25 protein-coding genes are annotated in these 25,849 nt (G+C 47.0%); 4 read left to right on the top strand and 21 right to left on the bottom strand.

Annotation, left to right across the window (positions count from 1 at the left end):
* Positions 1-46: 46 nt before the first annotated feature.
* From ACRRSY_RS00685 to ACRRSY_RS00675, 3 genes are read right to left on the bottom strand one after another with little or no spacing between them, the layout of a single operon-like run.
* Positions 47-1,258, bottom strand: a complete 1,212-nt coding sequence (locus tag ACRRSY_RS00685; protein ID WP_432460610.1) for a quaternary amine ABC transporter ATP-binding protein — start codon at positions 1,256-1,258, stop codon at positions 47-49.
* The gene (locus ACRRSY_RS00680) at positions 1,251-2,150 is read right to left on the bottom strand and encodes an ABC transporter permease (RefSeq protein ID WP_432455134.1); all 900 of its coding nucleotides are present in this window, start codon (positions 2,148-2,150) and stop codon (positions 1,251-1,253) included. The genes ACRRSY_RS00685 and ACRRSY_RS00680 overlap by 8 nt, the downstream gene beginning before the upstream one ends.
* A 58-nt stretch (positions 2,151-2,208) precedes the next feature.
* A complete protein-coding gene (locus ACRRSY_RS00675) occupies positions 2,209-3,201 on the bottom strand; it encodes an ABC transporter substrate-binding protein (protein ID WP_432455135.1) in 993 nt (330 codons plus the stop codon).
* Positions 3,202-3,339: 138 nt separating this feature from the next.
* Between ACRRSY_RS00675 and ACRRSY_RS00670 the strand changes: the two genes are divergently transcribed.
* Entirely contained in the window at positions 3,340-3,831 is a 492-nt protein-coding gene (locus ACRRSY_RS00670) for a MarR family winged helix-turn-helix transcriptional regulator (RefSeq protein WP_432455136.1), read from the top strand.
* A 32-nt stretch (positions 3,832-3,863) separates the two neighbouring features.
* Here the strand turns inward: ACRRSY_RS00670 and ACRRSY_RS00665 are convergent, their stop codons facing one another.
* The gene (locus ACRRSY_RS00665) at positions 3,864-4,424 is read right to left on the bottom strand and encodes a pyridoxamine 5'-phosphate oxidase family protein (RefSeq protein ID WP_432455137.1); all 561 of its coding nucleotides are present in this window, start codon (positions 4,422-4,424) and stop codon (positions 3,864-3,866) included.
* Positions 4,425-4,496: 72 nt separating this feature from the next.
* Positions 4,497-4,967, bottom strand: coding sequence for a YaiI/YqxD family protein (locus tag ACRRSY_RS00660; RefSeq protein WP_432455138.1), 471 nt, complete (start codon positions 4,965-4,967; stop codon positions 4,497-4,499).
* A 268-nt stretch (positions 4,968-5,235) separates the two neighbouring features.
* Between ACRRSY_RS00660 and ACRRSY_RS00655 the strand changes: the two genes are divergently transcribed.
* On the top strand, positions 5,236-6,582 hold the full coding sequence (locus ACRRSY_RS00655; RefSeq protein ID WP_432464156.1) for a DEAD/DEAH box helicase: 1,347 nt from the start codon (positions 5,236-5,238) through the stop codon (positions 6,580-6,582).
* A gap of 192 nt (positions 6,583-6,774) precedes the next feature.
* Here the strand turns inward: ACRRSY_RS00655 and folE are convergent, their stop codons facing one another.
* From folE to ACRRSY_RS00580, 15 genes are all read right to left on the bottom strand, one after another.
* Positions 6,775-7,455 carry a GTP cyclohydrolase I FolE gene (gene folE, locus ACRRSY_RS00650; RefSeq protein WP_432455140.1) on the bottom strand — a complete coding sequence of 227 codons (681 nt, stop codon included), beginning with the start codon at positions 7,453-7,455 and terminating at the stop codon, positions 6,775-6,777.
* A 54-nt stretch (positions 7,456-7,509) separates the two neighbouring features.
* The gene (gene folM / locus ACRRSY_RS00645) at positions 7,510-8,247 is read right to left on the bottom strand and encodes a dihydromonapterin reductase (protein ID WP_432460607.1); all 738 of its coding nucleotides are present in this window, start codon (positions 8,245-8,247) and stop codon (positions 7,510-7,512) included.
* Positions 8,237-8,647, bottom strand: coding sequence for a dihydroneopterin triphosphate 2'-epimerase (folX, locus tag ACRRSY_RS00640; protein WP_432455142.1), 411 nt, complete (start codon positions 8,645-8,647; stop codon positions 8,237-8,239). The genes folM and folX overlap by 11 nt, the downstream gene beginning before the upstream one ends.
* A gap of 95 nt (positions 8,648-8,742) precedes the next feature.
* Positions 8,743-9,294, bottom strand: a complete 552-nt coding sequence (locus tag ACRRSY_RS00635) for a DUF3833 domain-containing protein (RefSeq protein ID WP_432455143.1) — start codon at positions 9,292-9,294, stop codon at positions 8,743-8,745.
* A 78-nt stretch (positions 9,295-9,372) separates the two neighbouring features.
* Positions 9,373-9,579 (bottom strand): DUF3565 domain-containing protein, encoded by a 207-nt coding sequence (locus ACRRSY_RS00630; protein ID WP_432455144.1) that lies wholly within the window; start codon positions 9,577-9,579, stop codon positions 9,373-9,375.
* A gap of 6 nt (positions 9,580-9,585) precedes the next feature.
* The gene (locus ACRRSY_RS00625; protein WP_432464155.1) at positions 9,586-10,020 is read right to left on the bottom strand and encodes an Lrp/AsnC family transcriptional regulator; all 435 of its coding nucleotides are present in this window, start codon (positions 10,018-10,020) and stop codon (positions 9,586-9,588) included.
* A 240-nt stretch (positions 10,021-10,260) separates the two neighbouring features.
* Positions 10,261-13,413, bottom strand: a complete 3,153-nt coding sequence (locus ACRRSY_RS00620) for an efflux RND transporter permease subunit (protein WP_432460606.1) — start codon at positions 13,411-13,413, stop codon at positions 10,261-10,263.
* A gap of 3 nt (positions 13,414-13,416) precedes the next feature.
* Positions 13,417-14,571: an efflux RND transporter periplasmic adaptor subunit gene (locus tag ACRRSY_RS00615; RefSeq protein WP_432455147.1), complete on the bottom strand. Its 1,155-nt coding sequence runs from the start codon at positions 14,569-14,571 to the stop codon at positions 13,417-13,419.
* A 494-nt stretch (positions 14,572-15,065) separates the two neighbouring features.
* Positions 15,066-16,277: an MFS transporter gene (locus tag ACRRSY_RS00610; protein WP_432455148.1), complete on the bottom strand. Its 1,212-nt coding sequence runs from the start codon at positions 16,275-16,277 to the stop codon at positions 15,066-15,068.
* Positions 16,278-16,280: 3 nt separating this feature from the next.
* Complete coding sequence (locus ACRRSY_RS00605) at positions 16,281-16,721, bottom strand: pseudoazurin (RefSeq protein ID WP_432455149.1); 441 nt, start codon at positions 16,719-16,721, stop codon at positions 16,281-16,283.
* Positions 16,722-16,756: 35 nt separating this feature from the next.
* A complete protein-coding gene (locus tag ACRRSY_RS00600; RefSeq protein ID WP_432464154.1) occupies positions 16,757-17,542 on the bottom strand; it encodes an ABC transporter ATP-binding protein in 786 nt (261 codons plus the stop codon).
* A gap of 2 nt (positions 17,543-17,544) precedes the next feature.
* Positions 17,545-18,600, bottom strand: coding sequence for a FecCD family ABC transporter permease (locus tag ACRRSY_RS00595; RefSeq protein ID WP_432455151.1), 1,056 nt, complete (start codon positions 18,598-18,600; stop codon positions 17,545-17,547).
* A complete protein-coding gene (locus tag ACRRSY_RS00590; protein ID WP_432455152.1) occupies positions 18,600-19,697 on the bottom strand; it encodes an ABC transporter substrate-binding protein in 1,098 nt (365 codons plus the stop codon). Before ACRRSY_RS00590 ends, ACRRSY_RS00595 begins: the two co-directional genes overlap by 1 nt.
* A 567-nt stretch (positions 19,698-20,264) precedes the next feature.
* On the bottom strand, positions 20,265-20,909 hold the full coding sequence (ompW, locus tag ACRRSY_RS00585; protein ID WP_432455153.1) for an outer membrane protein OmpW: 645 nt from the start codon (positions 20,907-20,909) through the stop codon (positions 20,265-20,267).
* Positions 20,910-21,239: 330 nt separating this feature from the next.
* Positions 21,240-22,022: a PhzF family phenazine biosynthesis protein gene (locus ACRRSY_RS00580; protein WP_432455154.1), complete on the bottom strand. Its 783-nt coding sequence runs from the start codon at positions 22,020-22,022 to the stop codon at positions 21,240-21,242.
* A 225-nt stretch (positions 22,023-22,247) separates the two neighbouring features.
* On the opposite strand from ACRRSY_RS00580, the gene ACRRSY_RS00575 reads away from it, so the two are divergent.
* Complete coding sequence (locus ACRRSY_RS00575) at positions 22,248-23,126, top strand: DUF2167 domain-containing protein (protein ID WP_432455155.1); 879 nt, start codon at positions 22,248-22,250, stop codon at positions 23,124-23,126.
* A 57-nt stretch (positions 23,127-23,183) separates the two neighbouring features.
* Here the strand turns inward: ACRRSY_RS00575 and cobA are convergent, their stop codons facing one another.
* Complete coding sequence (gene cobA / locus ACRRSY_RS00570; protein WP_432455156.1) at positions 23,184-23,978, bottom strand: uroporphyrinogen-III C-methyltransferase; 795 nt, start codon at positions 23,976-23,978, stop codon at positions 23,184-23,186.
* Positions 23,979-24,317: 339 nt separating this feature from the next.
* Between cobA and yjeH the strand changes: the two genes are divergently transcribed.
* Positions 24,318-25,586, top strand: coding sequence for an L-methionine/branched-chain amino acid transporter (gene yjeH, locus ACRRSY_RS00565; protein WP_432464153.1), 1,269 nt, complete (start codon positions 24,318-24,320; stop codon positions 25,584-25,586).
* Positions 25,587-25,849 lie beyond the last annotated feature (263 nt).

Raw genomic sequence — 25,849 nt, 5'->3', positions numbered from 1 at the left:
AGAAGCCATATTCGGAGAACAGTACCTGTAGTTGAACGAGAAGACTTTATTTTACCGAACTCGCTTCAGAATCCGAGTCGGCAAATACCTCTGCCACCGAGCGACGGGTAAGCTCGCCCTTTAAGTTCCCTTCATCATCAACCACTGGCAGCGAATAACTCGTTTCTAAAGAATCGGTGAGCACACTCTCAATCGCCGCATCCGGAGAAATTGTCGGGACATCTTGATATTCACATTCACTCGACGTAAAGCAGGCATCACCATGGGTTTTCGAGGCAGCCTCCAATGCGTCTTGGGTGACGATTCCTTGATAACCCTCCTCCGTCACGTGATAGGCATAGTCGCCTTTGATTTTTTTCATCTGCATCAAGGCTTCACTAATGGTATCGGCAGTAATTCGACGCGCGGGAGGCTGCATAACCGTCTCCACTGTTAAGGCTCGAGCACGGTTCACATCTTTCACGAAGGCTTCTACATAATCGGTGGCCGGATTCAATAAGATATCGTCTGGCGTGCCCTGCTGCACCACTTCACCATCTTTTAAAATTGCGATCCGATCTCCCAGACGCAAGGCCTCATCCAAGTCATGAGTAATAAAGATGATGGTTTTATGCAGGCTTTCTTGTAACTCGATCAACTGATCTTGCATCTCGCTACGGATCAAAGGGTCTAAGGCAGAAAAGGCTTCATCCATCAACAAGATTTCAGCATCGGTACACAAGGCCCGCGCCAAACCAACCCGCTGCTGTTGTCCTCCCGATAACTGTGAGGGATATTGTTGCTCATAGCCACTTAAACCGACGGTATCTAGCCATTGCTGCGCCTTCGCCAAACGTTGTTCTTTAGCAAGCCCCTGCACCGTTAAACCATAGGCGACATTTTCAATCACACTGCGATGAGGCATTAAACCAAAACGTTGAAAAACCATCGACATTTTATGGCGACGGAAGTCCTGCAACTGCTTAGGGCTTAACTTCATCACGTCGGTGCCTTCAATACTAATCACCCCTTTAGTCGGGTCTATCAGACGATTAAAATGACGAATTAAGGTCGACTTCCCGGAGCCAGAAAGCCCCATAATTACGAAAATTTCACCCTGTTTGATCTCTAAATTAATATCCTTCAAACCTAGAGTATGGCCAGTTTCAGCGAGGATTTCGTCCTTAGACTTGCCAGCCTCAACCATCGACATCACTTGCTTCGCATTTTCCCCAAACAACTTATATAAGCCTTCAATCTTAATTAGCGACTTAGTCATGTTTGAGTCCTTGTAAATGCGCTTGAGTACGCTTGGCATAAGCCTGAGAGGTCCGGTCGAAAATAATTGCCAGCGCAACAATTGCCAGTCCATTGAGTAGACCTAGAGTAAAATACTGATTCGTAATCGACTTCAGTACGGGTTGGCCTAAACCCTTCACCCCAATCATGGAAGCGATCACCACCATCGATAAAGCCATCATAATGGTTTGGTTTATACCCGCCATAATCGTTGGCATCGCCAAGGGTATTTGCACCCCAAATAACCTCTGCCAAGCGTTAGCGCCGTAGGCCGTGGCCGCTTCCAAAACCTCTTTATCTACTAAACGGATCCCCAAATTAGTGAGGCGAATGACCGGAGGAATACCATAAATAACCACGGCGATAACACCTGGAATCTTACCAATACCCAACAACATCACCACCGGAATCAAGTACACAAAGGCTGGTAGCGTCTGCATCACATCAAGCATTGGGGTGATGATGGCTTGCGCACGATTAGAGCGCGCCATTACGATCCCAATGGGGATCCCTAAAGCAATCGCCAGCATGGTGCAAACGGTAATAATACTCATGGTACGCATCATGTCTTCCCACATACCAAAATATCCCACCAGCAATAGCGATACCACGCTGCCGATCACCAGTTTCCAAGAACGGCTGGCCAGATAAACTAACACCGCGCAAACCAATAAAACTAACCACCATGGTGTGTTGATAAGTAATTTTTCGAACCACACTAAAAATTGTAGTAAGGGATCGAAAAACGACTCAATGGCCTCGCCATACTCTCGGGAAAAACTTCGATATGCCCCATCTAGGCCTTTGCGTATCATAATAAGATCGGCTCGGCTCATTTGTGGAAAGCTATCCAGCCACGACGAATCCGCCATAAAACTACCTCTTAATAAATGAAAAAGGCCAGCTGAGGCTGGCCTATAAAACAATCAATTACATACTCGCTAGCGCTTGACTAACTTTTGCAGCCACTTCGGGTGAAACCCAAGCTTTCCAAGTCTCTGGAAATTCGCTTAAGAAATGATACATAGCAGCATCACCATCAGCTTGATTGTCTTCCATCCATGACAATAATTGATTCATTTGGGCATTACTAAACGCTCGCTTAGTAATATATCCATAAGCTTGTGGTGCTTTGCTGGCAAAACTTTCGGTCGTCACCGAGTACACCGCAGAAGGTGGGTACATCGTCACTTTAGGATTAACGCAGTCTTCTTGTGTGGTGCAGCTCAAAAACTCTTGCTCATCGATACCACTACCAAGGTCAACTTTGACCATCTTGTACTTTCCCAATACCGCCGTAGGTGCCCAATAATAACCAAACCAACCCTGCTTGCGTGCATAGGCTTTTGCGATAGAGCCAGATAAACCAGCACCCGAACCAGGATCAATTAATTCAAAGCCCGACTTTTCTAGCGCCAAAGCAGTAAATAGATGCCCAGATGAAATTTGGCAATTCCAGCCCGCCGGACATCCATAAAATCCCCCAAGTTCTTTACTTTCAGGATGTGGGAATAAATCGGCATGTTGCTTAATGCCTTCGATAGTGGCCAGTTCAGGATATTGGTCAACCATATATTGTGGAACCCAAAAACCTTCTTCTCCGCCATCGGAGAGCGAACGTCCAGCAAAACGAATGCGTTTTTCGGCGACCCCGCGTTCCAAGGCATCCTTGGCCGAGTTGGTCCACAACTCTGGCGCAATATCAGGTTCGCCTTTTTCAATCATCGAAACTGTGGTTGGCATTGTATCACCAGGAACTAGCTCCGCTTCACAGCCATACCCCTGCTCAAGGATAAACTTGTCTACATTGGCGATCAGCGATGCAGAACTCCAATTCATATCGGCAATGGTTACACTGCCACAATCCTCTTCTGCCTGAACAAAACCACAGACTAACAGCAATGCTGCGTATCTAAATTTCATGATTATTTCCTTCCTTGATGCCTCAGTTAGTGGCGCTAATAATACATCTCTAATAATTAGAGTTCAAACGAATAGCTGAACATACCCTGTAGGCTAAGTATGGGATATACTAGGCAAAAATCAAAAAGCTCGGTGACCATGGAAAAATCAGCGTACTGGCAAGATGTTCTCATCTCGCTTCGAAAAATTATCCGCGCGACTGACTTACAGTCGAAACGCATTGTAAAAGCCTGTGGCTTAACAATTCCTCAAGTGATGGTCCTCAGGGCAATTGAAGAATTAGGCACAGTAACGGTAAAGCGGCTATCTGACCAAGTCTCGTTAAGCCAGGCCACGGTTACCACCATCCTGAATCGCTTGGAAGAACGGCTGCTTATTGAACGCGTTCGTAGCGCGACCGATCGACGCATCGTCAACCCACGGCTCACCGAGCGAGGCATGGACATATTAACCACGGTTCCACCGCTATTACACGAGCAATTTATTAAGCGTTTTGAAAATTTGAACGACTGGGAAAAAACTCAGATCTTATCCTCGTTACAACACGTTGCAGCGATGATGAATGCCGAAGAAATTGATGCGTCCCCATTATTAGACATTGAAGCACCAAATAAAGAACTACAACGTTAAAAATTACTTACAGCTCAAATGATAATTTGAGCTTAAGTGGCTGGCTTAGATAAGTTGACAATATGGGTAGCCACGCCATCGAGACTGCGTTGATTTTTCTTAGCCCAATACTGTTCAATACCTCTTTCGCCTTGTTTTTCAGCCCACGAACTTAACTCATCTCGCGGTCCCACAAAGTCAAAAAATGGGACTGATAGACCACAAGAACCTTGCACCATCTCTATCTCTAGCAAGAATATTTGGCGAGCGCCTGCTTGTGCAGGAAACATCGAGATATAGTCTTGCCAAGCCTCATCAGCACGGTGAATAGCCGTCGCCTGACCATATAAACGAAGGATCAACGGTTTCCCCTGAAAGGCGCAAAACATCACTGTCATCCGAGGCAGCTGCTGCACATGGGCTGCGGTTTCGTTACCACTACCAGTCAAGTTAAGCCAAAGCACTTGTTGCGAATTGAGTACCCGAAAAGAATCCATTCCCTTGGGTGAAACATTCACTTTGCCTTGTGCGGCTGCCGTGGCAACAAAAAATAGCTGTTGTTGCTCAATAAACTCAATATGCTGATGACTCATCGACACAAACTGCTTTCCCATTTGCTCCTCCTTTTCATATTTGCTATCAAAATCAACGCTGAAACGAGTCAACTATAATATCGCGACTGACACTCACGATGGCTTCGTCGGCGACTCGCGCAGGTAACGAGCCAAAATTCTATCAAGGTGACTGGCAAAAGCCTTTCGATCCGATTGATTCATCGCCGCAGGGCCTCCTGCATGCATCCCACTGGAACGCAAGGTATCCATAAAGTCCCGCATATTCAGCCGCCCTTTAATATTATTTTTCGTATACAGTTCACCCCGTGGACTCAGGGCTTGCGCTTGCTTACTAATCACCTCGTCGGCTAAAGGAATATCAGCGGTAATTACCAAATCCCCCGGTGCTACCCGCGCCACAATTTCATTATCCGCGACATCAAAACCTGCACTAACCTGAATACTGCTAATCAGCTTCGAAGGCGGCGTGTTAATATATTGATTAGCCACTAAAATCAACGGTAATTGCATACGTTCGGCAGCCCGAAACAGAATCTCTTTAATCACCACCGGACAGGCATCGGCATCAACCCAAATTTTCATACTGTAACTATCTTCCTTACTTCACTTAATAGTTTTCACTATGCCTAAAATCTGCTCAATTACAAGCCAAGCTCCCATCAACAGCGACCAACGCGACTCCATCAAGCCGGGGAAAACAAGACAGAGTCGGTTGCGGCTGCCATAATCAATGGCAAAACCTTGCATCAGTAACTGCAAGGATGGCGCTCTTGGCGAACTTGCTGTAAGCTGCACGCCCAGCCAATTCGGCGGCCATGTTTTAACCACTTACCACAAGAGACAATTTTCTATGAGCTTTGATTCCCTGGGTTTATCCAAACCCCTTCTTGAAGCCGTTGCCGAACAAGGCTACGACACACCTTCAGCCATTCAAACCAAAGCTATTCCTGTGATTTTAGAAGGTAAAGACATCATGGCAGCCGCGCAAACCGGTACCGGTAAAACCGCCGGCTTCACTTTGCCGCTGTTAGAAATATTATCCAAGGGGCCAAAAGCCCGAGCCAATCAGGTGCGAGCGCTAGTATTAACGCCCACCCGCGAGTTAGCGGCTCAAGTTGGTGAAAGTGTCGCCACTTACGGTAAGAACTTACCTTTAAGCTCTACCGTGGTATTTGGTGGGGTTAAAATTAACCCGCAAATGCAAAAACTACGTCGTGGCGCCGATGTCTTAGTGGCAACGCCAGGCCGTTTACTCGATTTATACCAGCAAAATGCCTTTCGCTTCCAACAACTGGAAGTCATCGTATTTGATGAAGCTGACCGGATGTTGGACATGGGCTTCATCCATGACATTCGAAAAATTCTGGCTTTATTGCCCAAACAGCGTCAAACCTTAATGTTTTCAGCGACTTTCTCCAATGAAATTCGCACGCTAGCCAAGAGCTTGGTAAAAGATCCGGTCGAAATTTCTGTGACGCCGCGTAATGCGGCAGCCAAAACGGTCGAGCAATGGATCGTGCCTGTTGATAAAAGCAAGAAGTCAGGCTTATTGACCCAACTCATCAAACAAAATGACTGGCAGCAAGTTTTAGTATTTAGCCGAACCAAGCATGGAGCGAATCGCTTAGCCAAACATCTGGAACAGCGAAACATCAGTGCAGCGGCAATTCATGGTAATAAAAGCCAGGGTGCACGCACCAAAGCTTTAGCCAACTTTAAAAGTGGTGAAGTAAGAGTCTTAGTCGCCACTGACATCGCGGCGCGCGGCTTGGATATTGACCAACTGCCACAAGTAGTCAACTTTGATTTACCGAATGTATCTGAAGACTATGTGCATCGCATTGGTCGAACGGGTCGCGCAGGCGCGACTGGTCAAGCCATCTCATTGGTCTGTGCCGATGAAATTGCCGACCTCAGTGGTATCGAGCGCTTAACTGGAGCACTATTGGAGCGTAAAGAAGAGGCCGGTTTTGAGCCGAGTGTCGTGCTACCACCGACTCGCTTAGACGGTCGCCCAATAAAACCGAAAAAACCCAAAAAACCGAGAAATCCACGCGTTGAACACCAAGATGGACAACGCTCGAGTGAAAATGCCCGCGGCAATAAGCCAGTTGGGAAAAATCGCCGACATACTGGTGGTGCAGCGAAGAGTAAACGTTTCGCGAAACCTGCAAGCAGTACTTCAGGCAATAAATAAACTGAATGTTCCCCTGTTGTAATAGGCAATAGGGGAAAACACCTTCACCAAGGTGCCTTGAACAGCAACGCTGAATTTTGCTTTAAAATGAAGCGTTGTTTAAACATCCCCCATGGCATACATCACCCTGCTTTGGGCTGCTTCATCAGTCAAATCAAAAATAGTGGTAAAATTAATCACTAAATCCGGGCCTTAGGCCAAGAACTCTCTACGCGTGGATTGACTCGACTTAAATTGACCACCAAAAGCAGAGGTTTGGGTAGAAGAACTTGCATCCATCACCCCTCGCGCCTTCACGCAAAAATGGGTCGCGACCATCGAAACCGCCACATCTTCGGTGCCTAATAGGCTTTGTAGAGCAACTAAAATTTGCTGGGTTAAACGCTCCTGCACCTGCGGACGCTGGGCAAAGAAACGAACAATACGATTAATTTTCGACAAACCAATGATGTTATCTTTGGGAATATACGCCACTTTCGCCAAACCATCGATGGTCACAAAATGATGTTCACAGGTACTGGTAAAGGAAATGTCGGCAACTTTCACCATTTCTTCCACCGCCATTTTATTCTCAATGATGCTAATTTTGGGAAAACGCGAATAGTCCAAGCCTGAGAACACTTCATCCACAAACATTTTAGCAATCCGATGCGGAGTTTCCGCCAAACTATCATCACGAAGATCCAAACCCAGAGTACTCACCACCTCAGTTAATGAAGCCTTTATTTTTTGGTACTTTTGCTCGTTGCTTAACTGATTTTCTAGCAAGGGGGTTTCGATACCTCTTGCAATCAAGGCTTGGCGTACTTGAATTGCCTCCGGTGACAAGCAAGCGTCTTTGCTAAATTTTTTTTCGGCTAACGCTACTTTCATAATCACTTCCTTTAGATTGTCTTGATAGGTCAAGCCCATGCAGGGCTATTCACATTAAACGAGGTGACGACCGCCGTCTAAAGCAATGCAGCGACCCGTTAAATATTGACTGTTCATAATAAAATTCACCGCGGCGACCGCTTCAGTCGCGCCGCCTTCTTTCGCCATCAGCGATTTGGCCGATGCCTTACGACGATACGCTGCGTCATCGTGCTGATTAAACATCAATAACGAAGGCGCAATGCTATTAACTTTCACGGCAGGCGCGAGCCGAGCAGCAAAAGAGAGACTCAAGTTGGCCAGACCAGCTTTACTGGCAGCATAGGCGATATGTTTGGCACTGCCTTTTTCTGCCACATAATCCGTTAAATGAATAATATCGCTGGTCTCGCCAGTTTGATGCTGTTGATTTAATAGACTTTCGAAGGCCAAATTCATCTGATACGGAGCCGTCACATGCACACACCACATCTGACGCATCAACTCATGTTCATCGTCTAAAGCTGCATTTTTTAACCACTGCGAAGCGTTATGGATCACCGCCCGCAACACCGAATAATGGTTTAACACATAAGTAATAAAACTTTGAATACCGGCATCTTGGCTAAAATCGGCCGCCACACAGTCCGCCCCCAGTTCACGTAGCTCGGCAACACCAGCGGTTTCACTACGGTAGCTAATCAGAAGCGGATAGCCCTGAGCTAACAAGTCTTTAGCAATGCTTAATCCGAGTCGCTGTCCAGCACCAGTAATCAAAACTGGCGCGTGAATTTCACTAACCTTAATCGGCATTACGAGTGCCCGATAGAGTCACCGATACCGAATCGGCAAACCGCAAGGCATGCGGTTTATCCACCGTAATCCGTGCGTTAATCACTCTTGGTTCACTCATCGCCAGATTCAGCAAATCGGCACATAATTTTTCGAGCAGTCTGAAATGCCCCTGCTCCACATGGGCAATCATCGCTTTGGTGATCAGCTTGTAGTTCAGCGCCAAATCTTCACTATCCGCGACACAGGCTTGGCTAGCCTGATAACGAATTTCTGCGTTAATCACCACATCTTGTTGTTTACTCAGCTCTTCTTGATTAAAACCAATAAAGGTACGAAGCCGCAAATTAGTAATCGTAATCAGGGCAGGATCTAAACTAAAACTGCTCGCCAGAGGCGCTAGATTAGACACATTCGACATCCAATTCTCTCTTATTAAATGATGCTATTCATAATACCTAGTCTAGTTTACTAGAAATTAACAAGGTATTTACTTTATTTAATTAGCTTTTGTGCTCAAGGCAGCTTCTGGATCACCAAGCTCACAGAGCCAAGCGTAAAACCAAATTTACTGATTTGCGATTCGTTAATGATGGTACGCGGGTTCACCAAATACATTTTGTCCTTCACATTAACGTCCAAAGGCTTCCCTTGGTATTGCAAACTTAATACATATTCCATAAACAACGCATTGCCGGAGATCCGCATGCTTGCTGGTTGACTCACATCATTAGCACTGGCGAGGTAACCACCATCTTCCTGCGGCTGTAAAGTCCATATCCGCCGTTGTCGTTCCCCATCATCAAATTCGAAGTGTTCGTCAAGTGTTCCCTGCCCCTGCTCATCCCAACGGGCCTGCATGCTAACATTAAAATAGCGGATTAATTCACCATCTCGGTTTTTTACAATACCATGGGCGGTTAACTCACCATTGAAAAAATCTTTCAGTATCAATTGTGGGTGGTTTGCAGCATAAGCACCCACATCATCACGAGCACAACCGAATAGGCCAGCCAGTAAAACGATGAAAAGTAAATAGCGTCGATGTCTGCCTTGCGCCAATCGCATAACAATCTACCTTGCAGCCTAATCCTATGCTTATAACGGGGAAACAACTGAAAACGATCGATGAAATTGAAATAATGATTAAATCCAATCGGCAGGAACCGATTTGAGGCATTTGGTACAGTACAAGGTTTGACCTAGGCGACTTAAGCGAGCGTGATGATCGAACACCCAAGCACGATTTTGCCATGGTGGCTGATGCCGTAAATGCTGGCTATGGCCACAGGCGAGTTTTGCAATCCAATGTTGCTGCTCATCCAGATGAAAGCCCACAATCACTTGATCCATATGAAGTTAACGATTAAACATTTCGCGTAATACCATGTGAGTGCGAACCATCACCATTTTTTCCATCTGCTCCAGCTGCAGACGAATCGCCTCTAAACGAGCCATCGACTCCACCTCAACATAGAGCAACATATCCACATCGCCACTGATCGACTGACAACGTTTGATTTCAGGAATTTTTCGCATAAACGCCGCGTAGGCTTCACAATGATGTTCGTTATAACGTAATTCAAAATGCGCTGCAATCAACGGTGACTGGTCGCCATGCCCAAGCTCTGCATGATAACCCTTAATGATCCCATGCTTTTCTAAATTATGGATCCGTTCAGCGGTCGCCGAACGCGACAGGCTCACTTCACGGGCAACTTGACTCACCGGCATACGGGCATTATCTACCAACAATGCAACAATCTGTTGATCAAATTTATCCAAAAATATCATTCCATCATATCAGCACCAGCAAATGTTATAGCAGGCTCTTTGACCGTACTCAACAATCAAACACAGGGAAATCGACTCCTACGCGCTGGCGAGCGTCATCAACGACCCGCGAGAAATTTATCCATGGCTATCGTTTTCGCATAAAAAAACACCATCAGCCAAGCTGATGGTGTTGAAAACATGTCGAACAAAATTAGTTTAAAGCACTATCAATTCCAATAAGTGCGCCGGCCTACTCAATTAATTATCCTCTGTAGTCTGCTCAATTCCCGCTGTTTGCTGAATAGTGTTTGGCTGGGTACGAAATAGACGCATCACCAAAACAAAGAACACTGGGACAAAAAATATCGAGAGTACCGTGGCTGAAATCATACCACCAACAACCGCCCAACCAATCGCGTTACGGCTAGCAGCCCCAGCACCAGAACTTAAGGCCAAAGGTAATACTCCTAAAATAAAGGCCATAGAAGTCATGATAATTGGGCGTAAACGCATCCGACAAGCTTCTACGGTCGCAGCGATAAGGTCCATCCCTTGGTCATATTGTGCTTTCGCAAACTCAACAATCAGAATGGCATTTTTCGCCGACAATCCCACTGTTGTTAATAGCCCAACTTGGAAATACACATCATTGGATAAGTGATGGAAAGTTGCAGCAATAATTGCCCCAAAAATCCCTAGTGGCACCACCATTATCACCGAGAATGGTACACTCCAACTTTCATATAAGGCCGCCAAAGAAAGGAATACGATCAACAAGGAGATCGAATATAGCAAGGCCGAGTTCGCCCCACTTTGCTTCTCTTGGTAAGACACGCCATTCCAAGCTAAACCCACTCCCTGCGGCAACTGACTTACAATCGCTTCAATCGCATCCATCGCGTCACCAGTACTCTTACCCGGCGCTGCCGCACCTTGAATATTAAGAGCTGGTGACCCATTAAAGCGCTCTAAACGTGGTGAACCATAGCTCCAATGAGTGCTTGCAAATGCGCTAAACGGCACCATTTCATGGTTGGCATTACGAACATGCCATAACAAGAAATCGTCTGGGTTCATACGAAATGGCGCATCTGCTTGAACATATACTTTTTTAACCCGCCCATTATCAATGAAATCATTCACATAATTAGAACCCCAAGCGGTTTGCAAAGAGCTATTGATGTCACTCACCGCAACGCCCATTGACATGGCTTTTTCATAATCAATCTCAATTCGAAATTGAGGGGCATCTTCCATGCCGTTAGGTCGCACCGCGTTTAAATTCGGATTATTAGCAGCCATCCCCAGTAACTGATTACGCGCCTGGATCATTTTTTCGTGACCTAAATTACCTTCATCAATCAGGTAAGCATCAAAACCACTGGCGGTGCCTAATTCAGGGATTGGCGGTAAATTAAAGGCAAATATCGAGGCTTCTTTCACCTGAGATAAAGCCCCCCAAGCTCGACCTATAATCGCCTTCACCGATAGCCCTGGATTGGTACGCTGATCCCAATCCTTCAGCTTCACGAAAGTCATCGCCATATTTTGACCACTGCCCGCGAAACTAAAACCAGCCACCGAGAACACCGACTCCACGGCGTCCTTTTCGCCCTCGAGAAAGTGCCCCCGAACCTTATCCAATACTGCCATGGTCCGCTCACGAGTGGCACCAGTAGGTAGTTGAATCATCGCCATCAATACCCCCTGATCTTCCTCGGGAAGAAATGACGTTGGCAATTTATTCCACAGCGAAGCCAAGGCAGCAATCACCGCAATATAAACGATCCCATAGCGGATTTTTTGATGTACACCACGTTGCACTACCCCTCGATATTTTTGGGTACTGGCATTAAAGCCTTGGTTAAACCAGGCTAAAGGCCCACGTTTAGGGGTATGCGCGCCTTCACTGACCGGCTTTAACAACGCTGCACATAGCGCCGGGGTTAACACCATCGCAACGATCACCGATAACACCATGGCCGAAACAATCGTTAAAGAAAACTGTCGATAAATCGCGCCTGAAGCGCCCCCAAAGAAGGCCATTGGTACAAATACTGCGCTCAACACCAGAGCAATCCCCACCAGTGCACCAGTAATTTGTCCCATCGATTTTCGCGTGGCATCACGCGGAGACAAGCCTTCTTCGGCCATCACCCGTTCCACGTTCTCAACCACCACAATCGCATCATCGACCAACAAGCCAATCGCCAGAACCAAGCCAAACATGGTTAAGGTATTGATCGAGAAGCCAAATGCCGCCATCACTCCAAAAGTTCCCAATAATACAACAGGAACCGCAATAGTTGGGATCAAGGTCGCCCGAAAGTTTTGGAGGAACAAGAACATCACCAAGAATACCAATGCAATGGCTTCAAAGAGCGTTTGCACGACCTCTTCAATAGAAATTCTGACAAATGGCGTGGTGTCGTAGGGATATACCACTTCCAAGGATTCAGGGAAAAATTTCTGCAACTCAGCAACTTTTGCTGTCACCGCTTCGGCAGTATCCAAGGCATTCGCCCCACTAGCCAAAGTAATCGCCAAGCCAGTTGCATAGTGGCCATTATAACGCGCCACCGAAGCATAGCTTTCCCCTCCCAGCACCACTCTCGCAACGTCTTCTAAGCGGATTTGCGAGCCATCGCTATTTACCTTTAATAGAATGTTTTCAAACTGCTTCACCGATGACAAACGCCCTTGCGCGGTCACGGTCACATTCAGCTGCTGACCCGGCACCGAAGGAGCGCCGCCTAATTCACCCACCGATACCTGGGTGTTTTGCGCGCTAATAGCGTTGGTCACATCAACTGGCGTTAAACTATATTTATTCAGCTTATGTGGATCGAGCCAGATACGCATAGCATGTTGAGAACCAAATACCTGCAGTTCACCAACCCCTTCGGTTCGACTCAAAGGATCTTTCACCTTAGAGACGACATAATCCGCCAAGTCGATATTGTTCATGCTACCGTCTTTGGAATAAAAGCCGATCACCATCAAAAAGCTACTGGATGATTTGGCAACCGAGATCCCTTGATTCACCACTGCAGTCGGGAGTAAAGATTCCGCCACACTAAGCTTATTTTGAACCTGTACTTGCGCAATATCTGGATCGGTGCCTGACGCAAAGGTCAAGGTGGTAGAGAAGCGTCCCGAAGAATCACTGGTCGATGACATGTACAATAAATTATCAATACCATTCATGTTTTGTTCGACAATTTGCGTCACACTATCTTCTACGGTTTGTGCCGAAGCGCCTGGATAATTCCCAGAAATACTCACCGCTGGCGGAGCGATTGTCGGATATTGCGCCACCGGTAGTGACGTAATCGATAACACCCCTGCTAACATAATAACAATGGCAATTACCCATGCAAAAATGGGCCTATCAATAAAAAAACGAGCCATAGTTTACTGTCCTTCATCAAGTGCTAAGATATTCAGCTGCACTGCACTTCCGGGTTTCACTTTTTGTAGGCCATTCACGATCACCTGATCGCCCACACTTAAGCCAGCATCAATCAACCACTGAGTCCCCACCACTCGAACTGCATCAACCACTTGATCTTCAACTACATTTTTTGAATTCACCAACATCACATGAGCGCGTCCGGTCACATCCCGGCTAACCGCCCGCTGCGGCACCAGAATCGCTTCAGCACGAGTCTCGGTGGGGACTTCGGCCCGAACATACATGCCTGGTAATAACAACAAATCGGGGTTAGGTACCAAGGCGCGAAGATTCACCGTGCCTGTTTCTTGGTCTACACTCACATCCGCAAATTGCAAGCTTGCTGGTTCTGCTACTGGTGTCCCATCGTCCAGCGACAACTGAATCGCACCCAGTGTTTTTTCGCCCAGAGGATGATTACTGCGTAGTTTCATCAAATCAGAGCTAGACTGAGAAATGTCTACATACAAAGGATCCAGCTGTTTAATCACCGCCAAATAAGTTGTTTGATTTGCGGTCACTAAGGCTCCTTCAGTCACCGCCGACAAGCCAATACGACCCGAGATAGGGGCCTTAATCTTGGTATAATCTAAATTAATTTGCGCCGATTTAACCGCCGCTTTAGCTGACATAATCGATGCCACCGCCTCACGATAACTCGCTTGGGAATCTTCGTAAGTTTGTTGACTGATCGCTCGTTTTTTTATCAAAGCTTGATAACGATTCAGCTGTAGCTCTGCTCTTTCGAGTACCGCTCGCGCTGAAGCAAGCGTCGCTTGAGCACTATCTAACGCGACCTCATAGCTTGCAGGGTCAATTTGAAATAACACATCACCTTTTTTGACCGTGCTGCCTTCAACAAACAAGCGTTGCAAAACAATCCCTTCCACCTGTGGCCGAACTTCTGCAACCCGAAAAGCACTGGTGCGACCCGGAAGACGGGTTGCTAACTCTATAGGCTGGGTTTTGATGACAACCGCATCGACAGTAACCGCAGGCATCGCTGGAGCCGCTGCAGGTTTCGCCTTGGTTGTTTCAGTGTCACAAGCAAGAAGGGAAAACGCCACCGCTAAACCGAGCAAAGTAAAACGGAATGATTTAAATACTTTAGTCATGCATAAATCTCCTGACTGCAAAAATGGCTGAATACTTGCTCGACGCAACATGCGCCTAAGCCTTAATTAGGAACTAAATACTCACTGCAAGCCTGTAATTACAGTAGATATTGAGTCATTTGAATGAGCGAATGGTGTGTGAATGAGAACAAAATTGATTAGCAAACCACCATAGTGCTTAAGCTTTAATCTTTCTGTCGTGTTTTTGTCATCAAAGTCGAAAAAGCTAAGAGTTAATGACTGAAAATTTCGTCAAAAACTATCTAAATCCTTGCCCTCTACTCCATATAAAATTAACTAAAATAATGATTTTTATATCTTTGACTTTAAATAGATATAAAATTTACATTTCTTTGCAATAGGCAACTACGGCTTAAGCAACACTCGGAATGCTAATGACGAGCGCTCATTTATAGTCGTGGCGGTTAGCACACCACAATCAAGTCATTCGCCATGCTGATCCTGCCAAATCAATCACCAATCCACCTCTAGCACTAAGGTAAATGACGAACCTGTCGATACAGGCCAAAGCCCGAGCAACAACCGATCAACGCAAGCCCGAGCCAAACCGACTGGCGCGGTAAAGCATCGACGTCTAACAACCAACCCACTGCAACGTTACCAAGCAAAGCCACAACCCCGCCAATACAGGCGTATAAACCATAATGGCTGGCCAGCTCAGCTGCGCTGCAAAAACGGGCCACATACGAGCCCAGTAGGGGTAAAACCAGCATCGAGCCGAAACTAAACATCACCGCATAAGCGATAAAATTGGCGGCCTGCCAAGAAGATACACTGACTAAAAACCACAAAAAGGACAGGCCCATTAGGGCTAAACCGATGCCCATCGCCGCGGCCGGACCAATATTTCGAGCCACCCAACGACTGATGGGCATCTGTAAGCCAATACCCAGTGCCGAAGAGGTCATAAATACCCAAGTGATCACATCTGAATTCAGGCCGCGCATTTGCACCTCATTGGGTAGTGCCAAATACAATTGATGAAACAACAACTGAAAGGCGCAGGCAAAGCCAATAAAGCCCATGAAATGCCGATGCTGTAACATCGACCGCCACTGCAACCAAAAAGGCTGGGCTCCCTGCTCACGATTTGCCTGAGCCGCTAATTTGGGTAGGTAGCGCCATTGGATCAAAAACAAAATCGCAAAAATCGCGGCGGCAGAGCAGCCAACCCACATAAAATTTTTGGCGACCAAAAGAATGCCCAGCAAGGGACCTAACAACATGCCCGCTTCACTGGTCCAGTTTTGCAGCGCAAAAATCCGGTCTCGACGCGCCAGATCGGGCGCCTCATAAGCCAGATAGGCGTTGCTGGATGGGGTAAAGAGCGCTCCGGCAAACCCCGTAAAAAAGGCGCCGAGTAACAACCAGGGAAGGCTTTCGGCGACGCCTAATAGAGCAAAACCAGCCACCCGTACCACGCAGCCAGCCAGAATTAGGCGCTTGTAACCGAAATAATCGCCGAGAGTGCCGCCCACCAGAAACATGCCCTGCTGACTAAATACCCGCAAGCCAATCACCAGACCAACGTACCAAGGCGACAAACCAAGCGAACGCTGTAAATGATCTGCCAGATACGGCAATAACATATAGAAGCCAAGATTAAAGCTAAAGCCATTAATCACCAATACACGACTGGCAGCTGACAAGCCTTGCCAGTCGGCCAGCAAATGATTTGCTTTCATCGACTATTTGATCTGGGCAACAACAGCATCCACTCGCTCTGGGCTGAGTGCCACTTTGGCACGTAAACGCGGATATTTTTGTTCAAAGGTGGCTTTATTCACCGCCTCACCAACCTGAATCAACCCTACCATGCCCATCATTAAATGTGGTGGGCAGTAATACAAAAACAATCCCTGTTGCTCCAGCGTAATGGTATAAGCTTGATCCATTTTAGAGGCCCAGCCCGACGCGCCCTCCGGCACCACATAAGACTTAACAAAATGTCCTGACTGGCTGGGAACAAAAGTAACGCTGTCGCCAACTTCCGCCTGCAAAAAAGCGGGCTCAAATACCATCGAACCGGCGTCCCCATAACTCAACATTTTAACCTGCCATTCCTTTGCCGACAGCGGACTGACAGACAAGCATGCCAACAGGGCCAAAACAAGGTATTTACTCGACATCTTCATTTCCTTCGATCGATTTTATTTGATGGTTTTTATCCGTGAACGGCTGCGTGACCGGGCCGTCGCGTTCGAATAAACGGCGCCCCTAAACTGTCCAGTTGAACGTCTACTTTTACCCCGTACACTTTATCAATTAGCTCTGGATACAAAATATCTTTTGGTGCCCCCTGAGCAATCAAGTGACCATCTTTCAACACCAATAAGTTGTCGGCATACTGCGCCGCCAGATTAAGGTCATGCAGGATCATCAGTGAAACCCAGTGCTTGGCTTTGGTTTGCTGATCGAGATGGTTCAGTAGCACTTGCTGAAAATGCAGATCCAAAGCGCTCACCGGCTCATCCAGCATTAAAATCTTAGGCTGACGCATCAAAGCCTGAGCGAACAAAACCATCTGGCATTGGCCGCCACTCAAGGTTCGCACATCGCGATTTGCCAAGTGCAATAAACCAATGGCGTCCAGAGCCTGTAAGGCTTGCTCGAGCAAGGAATCGTCTAGTTTGAGGGAAAGTGCACTCATTTTTCCCAACAGCACCACCTCTAAGGCACTCAAACCCACATCCAGACGAATATCCTGCGGCATATAGCCAAACTGCTGGCGCCAAGGATTCAGGTTGGACTTGGTCAACCGGGTATGCTCAAACAGTACTTCTCCGCCTTGTGGCTGAATGTCACCAAACAAGGTTTTTAGCAAGGAACTTTTACCGGTCCCATTGGGGCCGATAATCACATGGGTCTTTCCGGCAGCCAGCGAAAAGCTAAGACGATCAGCCAACACTAAGTCATCAAATGCCAGAGATAATTCACGGACTTCCAGCATGCTTAGCGCCTCTTACTCATAATCAACCAAAAGAAAAACGGCACACCAATAATCGCGGTTACAATACCGATGGGGAATAAAGCGCCGGGTACAATCACTTTCGACAACACCGAGGCGCTGGACAGCAAAAATGCCCCCACCAAAAATGATAATGGCAAGAAGTAGCGCTGATCTTCACCCACCAGCATACGGGCAATGTTAGGCGCCACAATACCAATAAAGCCGATTATGCCAACAAAACTGGTAGCGGTTGCGGTCATAATGGCCACTATAATCAGAGTCTTAATACGCAAGCGAGCCACATTCACGCCAAGACTCTTCGCCCGTTCTTCCCCTAAGCGAAGCGCTGTTAGTTGCCAGGCATCTTTCAGCAACACCGCGACACAAATCAGCGTTACGATGGCGGTGATTAGAAAATTGGTCCAATTGGCTTTGGTTAAACTACCAAATAACCAAAACAAAATTTGCTGGCTTAATTCCGGCGATGAGATGAATTGCACCAAGGAAAGCAGCGACTGAAACAAAAATAGCAAGGCGATGCCGGCCAGAATTAATTGACCGGAAGTGATATGTCGCATCATCGCCAGGCCAAACAACAAACTTGCCGATAACATGCAACAGGCGAAGGCACCCAGCGGCACCGCGATTTGCGAATGTAAACCCAAGCCGCCAAGATACAACATAAAGGCGGCGCCAAAACCCGCTGCAGCCGCCATCCCCAAGGTATAAGGGCTGGCCATCGGATTATTGAGTAAGGTTTGCATTTCAGCGCCACCCACCCCCAGAGATCCACCAACCACAACCGCCATTAAGGCGATGGGCAAACGCAGATTCATCACGATCACTTTAGTGGTAGTGGTCACCTCAACAGGCGCACCAAGCCCCTCCATTAAGGCCCGAAACACATCCGTCAGGCCCAATAATGAAGGTCCGGTTGCAATATCCAGCAAAAAGGAAAATGCCAGTAACAGCAGTAAGCCGGCCAAAACCCACCAACGCCGCTTTTCCGAGCGACGTTGGTGATTGACCGCATCTGCAATGAGGCTGGATGCTAGCATTAATCAGTCATTTGTACGGCAAAGCTGCCTTTAGGACTTACAGGCAAATACTTATGATAAAAATCAAGATAATTTTGTGCCGGATCGAGTGCTTTGAAAAGCTCTGGGTACTGCGCTTTTGCAATAAATTGCAGCATGCTGCCGTCAAGGATGGTGCGCGATGCACCTTGGTAAATACCGAACAGACGTTTGTTCTTGACAGCGTCCAGGCTTTCCCAGCCAGCACGTTGAGTGAAACCTTTAAGACGCTCTACCGCCAGCGATTGAGCAATCCCTTGACCCATCACCATGGCATCCGATTTTTTGCCCGATTCGGTGCCCGTAATGAAGATCACTTGCGGGTTGGAGGCTAATACTTGCTCTGGATTGATTGGTCCCCACCACTCGATGAATGGCGCGGCAATGTTATCGCCACCCGCGCTGGTGACCATCGCGCCCCACATATTTTTACCATAGGTGAAAGAATACTCACTAGGACCCTGGTTCCCAAACTCTACGTAAGTACGTGGTTTTGGTAACTTGGCCTTGGCGATAGTGTCGTGAATATGCTCAACCACCGTCTGATACTCATCAGCAATTTTCGCGGCGCGTGCTTCCTGGCCAGTTAATTCACCGATAATTTGAGTACTTTTTAAGTGACGCTCCAAGGTTTGAGCATTGTAATCCACCACCACAATCGGAATACCGGCGTCTTCAATGGCGTCTACATCCATTCCAAGGCCCTTATACTGCCAGTCAGCCAATAACAACACACTGGGGTTTAGGCTCAGAACTTTTTCAACGGAGAAGGTTTGCGACTCAACTTCACCCACATCTGGAATGGCTTTTAGTGATGGGCGATAGTCGGTGTACAACTGCCAACTCGCGGGGCGCCAGGCTTGCCAAGTATCTTTAGAGATCCCAACCACATGATCAAAGGCCTTCTCAGTACCAATTGCCATGTAGTCTTCAGCATAAAATCCTAGTACCACGCGCTCTGCTGGCACATCCACTTGCACGGAGCGACCCAATACATCTTCAATTATTTTAACTTCTGCTTGAGCCGTCATCGACCACAAAGACATCCCTAAAGCTGCGCTAAACGCCAATCCTTTCATTTAAAACCTCATAAAGCATCTAAAAAGCGAGTGATAATGATTATCATGTGCATTCTATGGATTACTAAGATTGAAGCAAGTTAAATTTCACCTGAATTTTTTAAGCGAGACTTATCCAAGAAAGAGCTAAGATCCAGAAGCAGAGCAATGCTCAGAAAAGAAGGGCTGATGTCACTGCGCACTATAGATGATGGCATATAGCATCACGCTAAGCGCAGTAGCCGAGCTCCATGCAGTAAACTAGTTCATTCAACAAACTAACAGGCTTTAAGCTGCGGGACTCTAGCTGGGGAATGACAGCAAGCGTTTAGTTGAAGGTGTTGCAATTTCCCTAAAATTTGAAACTAAATATTGAACAGTAGATTAAATTATACGAGTTTTGAAATAAGCGCTAACTCATCGAGTTAGCCGCCAATCAATTCGCTTAATTTGTGCTTTATGGCCCGTAGTCAAAAAAACTAGACCATAAAACTCAAATTTAACAGCCAATACTTTGATCCTTTGATACCGCGCTAATCAAGCACTACGCAAGAAAAATGTATTCGCGTTTCTTTCAATCGCGCATCATTAAAATTTGTAGCCACCAGAGAGCATCACCACAACCGGGTTGATCTTCACATCTGTAGATTTACTCTCCGTGCCCGCTTTGTAGTGAGCAGTGGTTTCAATATTGGCATACCATATCGAGGCATTTAAGAACCAATTTTCATTGAGTTTATAATCCACCCCGATATTCGCAGCAAGTCCCCAAGAATCATCAAGACTCAAGTCACTGAGACCGGCATTGGTGCCAGTGCTATTAAAAGAACTATCAAAAAAGGTCGTATAATTCACCCCCGCACCGATGTAAGGACGCCAGGCTGATTGCGAATCACCAAAGTAATATTCCGCCATTAAAGTTGGCGGTAAGTGTTTGGTCTTGCCGATATTTCCAAGCCCCCCCAGATCGGTAGAAATCTCATGCGAGAAAGGTGTTGCGGCGAGCAACTCTATTCCAACATTATCACTCATCATATAATCAAGGTTCAGGCCTAATTGAGTATCCGAATTAACCGCCAACTGGCTCGAAGTCCCCAAAATACCATCACTACTGTCATTCGGTATCACACTCGCAACCCCGGCACGCACAAAGAAATCCCCTTTCTCGTGAGCCAATACATTGCTAGAACTGAATGCGGCAACAACAGCAATCGCACATAACGTCTTTTTCATTTTATTTTTCCTTTACTTATGGTTGATCAAACGTTGCTATTTTGTTTGCGCACAGTAACACGAAATAACCATACGACTTTGATGGATATCAATTTGCAACAAAATACAGCATAAATTATTTCGACGCGTGATCTTAATTAACATTTGCCAATAAGTGTTGACATGGCGATAGATATTGACCAAAGCCTTTAAAACCAGTCATTAAAATGGACAAGCAGTCATCCCTCAGAATCACTTGTTTAACAGAAATGTTCGGTGCGAGATCTAAGCTGGTTGTTGGTGGCATGACAGGAAAAACAAGACCTTTGAGGCCCCATTCAATCGCCTAAACTAGATCCGTGGTTTCGCCTGAGCAGAGAGCACGATGGCCTGATTCGACGCTTTTTCGATTTTAAATTGTCCACCACTGCTGGAAAGCTGGCGTGCATATAGCTCTCGACACTTTAATTGATCGAACCAATAGGGCGCCAAAGAACAATGCGCAGAGCCAGTTGCGAGATCTTCGGGGATCCCAATCTTGGGGGCGAAGTATCGCAGTACATACTCATTATCACTGGATTGTGCCGTCACCATAAAGGCATGCTGATCTTCGATTAATTTGAGCTGTTCAAAATCGGGTTTAAAACTCGCTACAGCCGCTTCAGAATCCAAAACAAGAACCATATCTCGGGTGGTAAATACATCCCGATGTTTAGGTAGCAAAAATTCATTGCCCAGCATATTTGAGGCATATGGTTTTGCCCGCCAACTAGGTAGCGTCATTGAAAAAAAACCTTGGTTCTCCGATACCCTTAGCTGACCATAACGACTTTGAAAGTCGACTTGCTTGCGCTGGTAGCGCTTGATGATTTCGGCCCCCGCCCCCAGACTGCCATGCCCACAAAGGTTTATTTCACCCAGCAGTGAAAACCACCGAATGTGGTAAGTTTTGTCTTCGACAAGTACAAAAGATGTCACTGGCTGGGCAATTTCTCTGGTTAAGTCGAGTAACTCAGCATCACTCAGCCAGCGCTCGAGCACCACCACGCCACAAGGATTGCCTGCGGCAAATTCACCACAAAACACATCGTAGACATATGATTTGATATTCCAGCCCCTTATTTTGTCGTTCAAAGCGCTTCGCGAGCCCCCTTGCTCATGTGTTAGGCATTGAGTCTATGAAATGAGCCTCATGAGAGTCGCATTGCCTGATGCATCTCATCTTACACCATCCATGGCACTAGCAAATAAAAGTAGCTCATTTACAACTACTTGTAACGATGGAGATTTGAATCAATAAAATAGGCAGCAAGTCATTTACAATAGCCGCCGACATCAAATACGAGAACAGGGATAGTTATGTTTTACCGAATCATCTTCAGCAGCCTGCTGTTATGTTTATCCGCAACGGCCAGCAGCAACGATGCAAACGATCAAGACTACCAACAGTGGGCGCGTGGGATCTGGCAGTCCTTAGATCGGCAGACCGGTGAAATTGTCATTTCCGATGCCAACGCCACCTTGAACGTTCCCGATTCTTTTTATTACTTAAATCCGGAAGACTCAAAAACGGTACTGGAACAAGTGTGGGGTAATCCACCGGGACAGCAGGTTTTAGGCATGCTTTTCCCCGCAGAGTATACCCCTTTTGATTCAGATTCATGGGCAGTCAGTATCCAGTACGAGGAAGATGGTTACGTTTCAGATAGCGATGCCGAAGACATCGACTATGTTGAACTACTGCAAGAAATGCAAGCCGATACCAAGGCCGATAACCAGCAGCGGATCGAACAAGGCTATGAAAGCATCCAATTAGTCGGCTGGGCAGCAAGCCCTTACTATGATGCTAGTCACCATAAACTACACTGGGCAAAAGAACTCAAATTTGGCGACCAAGAAGTCCATACCCTAAACTACAACATTCGGATCTTAGGTCGAAAAGGTGTGTTAGTACTAAACTTTATTGCCAACATGGATCAGCTGGCAACCATCTCTGCAAATCTGGATTCGGTATTAGCTTTAGCCAACTTCGATCAAGGCTCTAGCTATCTCGATTTCAATCCCGATATCGACCAAGTGGCGGCCTACGGCCTAGGCGCTTTAGTGGCAGGGAAAGTGATAGCTAAAACTGGTTTCTTCGTGGTCGCACTGTTATTTTTAAAGAAATTTGCAGTCATTATCGTGGTCGGTTTAGGGGCGCTGCTAAAAGGTCTTTTTCGCCGTAAAAAAGCCGATTAAATCATTCGCTATCCAAGCTAAAGCCGGACGATGTTCGGCTTTATTAATCCAGCAAAATCAATCACTCAGCTCTGGCTTGAACCATCCCAGTTGCTGATGTAATTTGGTCACGCTACCCACCACGATCAGCGAAGGACTTTCGGCCTGCGCCGCCAGCTCAGCCAATTGCGCCAAACAACCCGTGAAAACCCGTTGCTGTGGCGTGGCACCGCGTTCAATAATCGCACAAGCAGTACTAGCCGCTAAGCCATTGCTCAACAAATTAGCTTGGATCTGCGGACATTGCTTCAAGCCCATATAAAATACTAAGGTATGATTCGCGTGGGCCAAAGAAGGCCAATCTATATCTTCACCGTGCTGTTTTAAGTGACCAGTAATAAACTGCACGCTCTGGGCGTGGTCTCGATGGGTCAGTGGAATGCCCGCATAGGCGGTGCAGCCTACCGCAGCCGTAATACCAGGTACCACCTCGTAGCGAATCGTCGCCTCGGCCAAAGCTTGTAATTCTTCACCACCGCGGCCAAAAATAAACGGGTCGCCGCCCTTTAAACGCACCACATGTTTACCCAGTGTGGCTTGCTCAACCAAGATTTGGTTGATCTCGGCTTGCGGCACAAAGTGATGGTCCAACTTTTTACCCACATACACCATCTCGGCTGTGGGTGAGGCCAAATCAAGAATCTCTTGCGAGACTAAGCGATCATAAACAATCACATCGGCGCAGCGGATCCGTTTCACCGCTTTGACCGTCAATAGCTCAGGATCACCGGGACCCGCTCCCACCAACGAGACAAAGCCCTGTTGCTGTTGAAAGGAGTTGGTATATTGGTCATCAGGCTTACTGTCAGACATGCTTATCTCGCTATAAAATTAAAGTCTATGTTTTATAAAATAATCTAAGCCATTGTTTTGTCTTACCATTTATTGGAAGTCATCACAGCGGTTAAACTGTATTTGGGCTAGAATACCAGTAAGCTAAGAGGATGAACACCGTCCTTAAAAATGTCTTGATATTGCTCAAATTCAACGCATTCTCTGCCATCGACTCTACTCATCAAACCTCACCACGCGCACCGTTAAATTCACGGTCAGTACCGACACTCTGTCGCGCAATTCCGTTGACTTAACAGCTAGCAAAATTGCGGTTCGGCGTTATCATCTCTAGCTAACCGTTATCAAACAGAGTCTAGGATGAGCCGTTTAAATCAACAATTGGGTATTGGCCAAGGTGTCGCCTTACTCGCGACCTCATTATTAGGAACCGGAATTTTTGTGGTACCAGCCATGGCCGCCAGTATCGCCGAGCGAAGTGCTTTGGTGGCATGGTTAATATTGCTGGCACTGGTATTACCGATTGCCTTTACCTTTGCCGCACTCGGCAAGCGTCACCCCCATGCCGGAGGTGCGGCCCATTTTGTAGGAAAAGCCTTGGGTGACCGGGCAGAAAAGATGACCGCCTTTCTGTTTATTTCGGTGCTACCCGTAGGTTTGCCAGCAGCCTTAGTGATGGCCACAGGTTTTTGGCAATCACTGTTTCAGCTCAGCGCCTTCAGCGCACTGGCAATCCAACTATTGAGCCTCTTCGCAATGCTACTCTTGGGATTAGGAGGCGCAAAACTATCTGGAAATGTACAGGGTTTAATCGCTATTGCCATCATCACGTTGGTGGGCATGTTATGGTGGAAAGCCGATATTCACCTGACCGATGTACAGCTTCCCCGTCATATTGATGTGCCCAGTATCGCCCCAGCACTCACCGTTATGTTTTGGTGTTTTGTCGGCATCGAAGCCTTTGCCCACATGGGCGAAGAGTTTCGCCGCCCAGAACGGGATTTTCCGATCGCGCTATTACTCGGCGCGCTATTGGCTGGCATTGTTTATTGGGCGGCCTCGGTGGTGGTTTTAAAATACGGAGCCTTTGGCAACCAATACGCGAATACTCAATCCCTGCCCCATTTGGTCGCCATATTGTTTGGCCCGCAGGCCAAATGGCTGGCGGCGATGGTAGGTTACTTGGCTTGTTTTGCCAGCATTAACATCTACATTCAAGGTTTTGCTCGGCTCATATGGAGTATGGCCGACGAACAGCAACTGCCAAGCTTATTTGCACATTTGTCTAAGAGCAAGGTGCCAACAACTGCCTTATTTAGCATCGTGGGTGCCTGCGGACTCAGTTGTATCGCTGCTTGGCTCCTCGACTTACCCCTAGAGCACCTGATCCGCTACGCCAATGGCAATTTTATTGTGGTCTACCTACTCAGTATGCTCGCCGGTAGTATTCTTCTGCCGGGAGTGGCTCGCTACCTCGCACTATTTAGTGCAGCCCTGTGTGCTCTGCTGTTATTCGAACTCGGTTGGCAAAGTGCCTATGCACTGTTACTCTGCTTGGCTTTCCTTAGCGGACACGCCCTGTTAAGAGCCAGAGCCAGAGCCAGATCAAAAATAAACCAAGCCGGATAAGGGATAAATTAATGTCTTTGCCGCATCGCAGCGCCCTCAGTGGAGCGGCGCTGCCTGTTTGACCCGCGCTTTATCCCGATTTAACAAAATACCGCCTTGAATTCACAGGGCATTCCACTTAGATTAAAGATCCACCATCAAGGATCAAGCATGCACTTATTCCATCACACCTTAAGCAACAGTAAGCTGCTGCTCCGCACCAATGCGAGGTGTCAAGGGCTTGATCTGTGGTGGCAGCTGAACTCGAGCAGCGGTGAACAATA

This window comes from Agarivorans sp. QJM3NY_33, assembly GCF_050870865.2.
In the GTDB taxonomy this organism is placed as follows: Bacteria; Pseudomonadota; Gammaproteobacteria; order Enterobacterales; family Celerinatantimonadaceae; genus Agarivorans.
The sequence above is the reverse complement of the archived record's forward strand: the minus strand, read 5'-3'. Positions and strand labels throughout refer to the sequence as shown.

What these genes read in the sequence shown, in the direction of transcription:
- ACRRSY_RS00685 (WP_432460610.1), bottom strand. Translation starts at nt 1,258, where the DNA reads ATGACTAAGTCGCTAATTAAGATTGAAGGCTTATATAAGTTGTTTGGG.
- ACRRSY_RS00680 (WP_432455134.1), bottom strand. Translation starts at nt 2,150, where the DNA reads ATGGCGGATTCGTCGTGGCTGGATAGCTTTCCACAAATGAGCCGAGCC.
- ACRRSY_RS00675 (WP_432455135.1), bottom strand. Translation starts at nt 3,201, where the DNA reads ATGAAATTTAGATACGCAGCATTGCTGTTAGTCTGTGGTTTTGTTCAG.
- ACRRSY_RS00670 (WP_432455136.1), top strand. Translation starts at nt 3,340, where the DNA reads ATGGAAAAATCAGCGTACTGGCAAGATGTTCTCATCTCGCTTCGAAAA.
- ACRRSY_RS00665 (WP_432455137.1), bottom strand. Translation starts at nt 4,424, where the DNA reads ATGGGAAAGCAGTTTGTGTCGATGAGTCATCAGCATATTGAGTTTATT.
- ACRRSY_RS00660 (WP_432455138.1), bottom strand. Translation starts at nt 4,967, where the DNA reads ATGAAAATTTGGGTTGATGCCGATGCCTGTCCGGTGGTGATTAAAGAG.
- ACRRSY_RS00655 (WP_432464156.1), top strand. Translation starts at nt 5,236, where the DNA reads ATGAGCTTTGATTCCCTGGGTTTATCCAAACCCCTTCTTGAAGCCGTT.
- folE (WP_432455140.1), bottom strand. Translation starts at nt 7,455, where the DNA reads ATGAAAGTAGCGTTAGCCGAAAAAAAATTTAGCAAAGACGCTTGCTTG.
- folM (WP_432460607.1), bottom strand. Translation starts at nt 8,247, where the DNA reads ATGCCGATTAAGGTTAGTGAAATTCACGCGCCAGTTTTGATTACTGGT.
- folX (WP_432455142.1), bottom strand. Translation starts at nt 8,647, where the DNA reads ATGTCGAATGTGTCTAATCTAGCGCCTCTGGCGAGCAGTTTTAGTTTA.
- ACRRSY_RS00635 (WP_432455143.1), bottom strand. Translation starts at nt 9,294, where the DNA reads ATGCGATTGGCGCAAGGCAGACATCGACGCTATTTACTTTTCATCGTT.
- ACRRSY_RS00630 (WP_432455144.1), bottom strand. Translation starts at nt 9,579, where the DNA reads ATGGATCAAGTGATTGTGGGCTTTCATCTGGATGAGCAGCAACATTGG.
- ACRRSY_RS00625 (WP_432464155.1), bottom strand. Translation starts at nt 10,020, where the DNA reads ATGATATTTTTGGATAAATTTGATCAACAGATTGTTGCATTGTTGGTA.
- ACRRSY_RS00620 (WP_432460606.1), bottom strand. Translation starts at nt 13,413, where the DNA reads ATGGCTCGTTTTTTTATTGATAGGCCCATTTTTGCATGGGTAATTGCC.
- ACRRSY_RS00615 (WP_432455147.1), bottom strand. Translation starts at nt 14,571, where the DNA reads ATGACTAAAGTATTTAAATCATTCCGTTTTACTTTGCTCGGTTTAGCG.
- ACRRSY_RS00610 (WP_432455148.1), bottom strand. Translation starts at nt 16,277, where the DNA reads ATGAAAGCAAATCATTTGCTGGCCGACTGGCAAGGCTTGTCAGCTGCC.
- ACRRSY_RS00605 (WP_432455149.1), bottom strand. Translation starts at nt 16,721, where the DNA reads ATGTCGAGTAAATACCTTGTTTTGGCCCTGTTGGCATGCTTGTCTGTC.
- ACRRSY_RS00600 (WP_432464154.1), bottom strand. Translation starts at nt 17,542, where the DNA reads ATGCTGGAAGTCCGTGAATTATCTCTGGCATTTGATGACTTAGTGTTG.
- ACRRSY_RS00595 (WP_432455151.1), bottom strand. Translation starts at nt 18,600, where the DNA reads ATGCTAGCATCCAGCCTCATTGCAGATGCGGTCAATCACCAACGTCGC.
- ACRRSY_RS00590 (WP_432455152.1), bottom strand. Translation starts at nt 19,697, where the DNA reads ATGAAAGGATTGGCGTTTAGCGCAGCTTTAGGGATGTCTTTGTGGTCG.
- ompW (WP_432455153.1), bottom strand. Translation starts at nt 20,909, where the DNA reads ATGAAAAAGACGTTATGTGCGATTGCTGTTGTTGCCGCATTCAGTTCT.
- ACRRSY_RS00575 (WP_432455155.1), top strand. Translation starts at nt 22,248, where the DNA reads ATGTTTTACCGAATCATCTTCAGCAGCCTGCTGTTATGTTTATCCGCA.
- cobA (WP_432455156.1), bottom strand. Translation starts at nt 23,978, where the DNA reads ATGTCTGACAGTAAGCCTGATGACCAATATACCAACTCCTTTCAACAG.
- yjeH (WP_432464153.1), top strand. Translation starts at nt 24,318, where the DNA reads ATGAGCCGTTTAAATCAACAATTGGGTATTGGCCAAGGTGTCGCCTTA.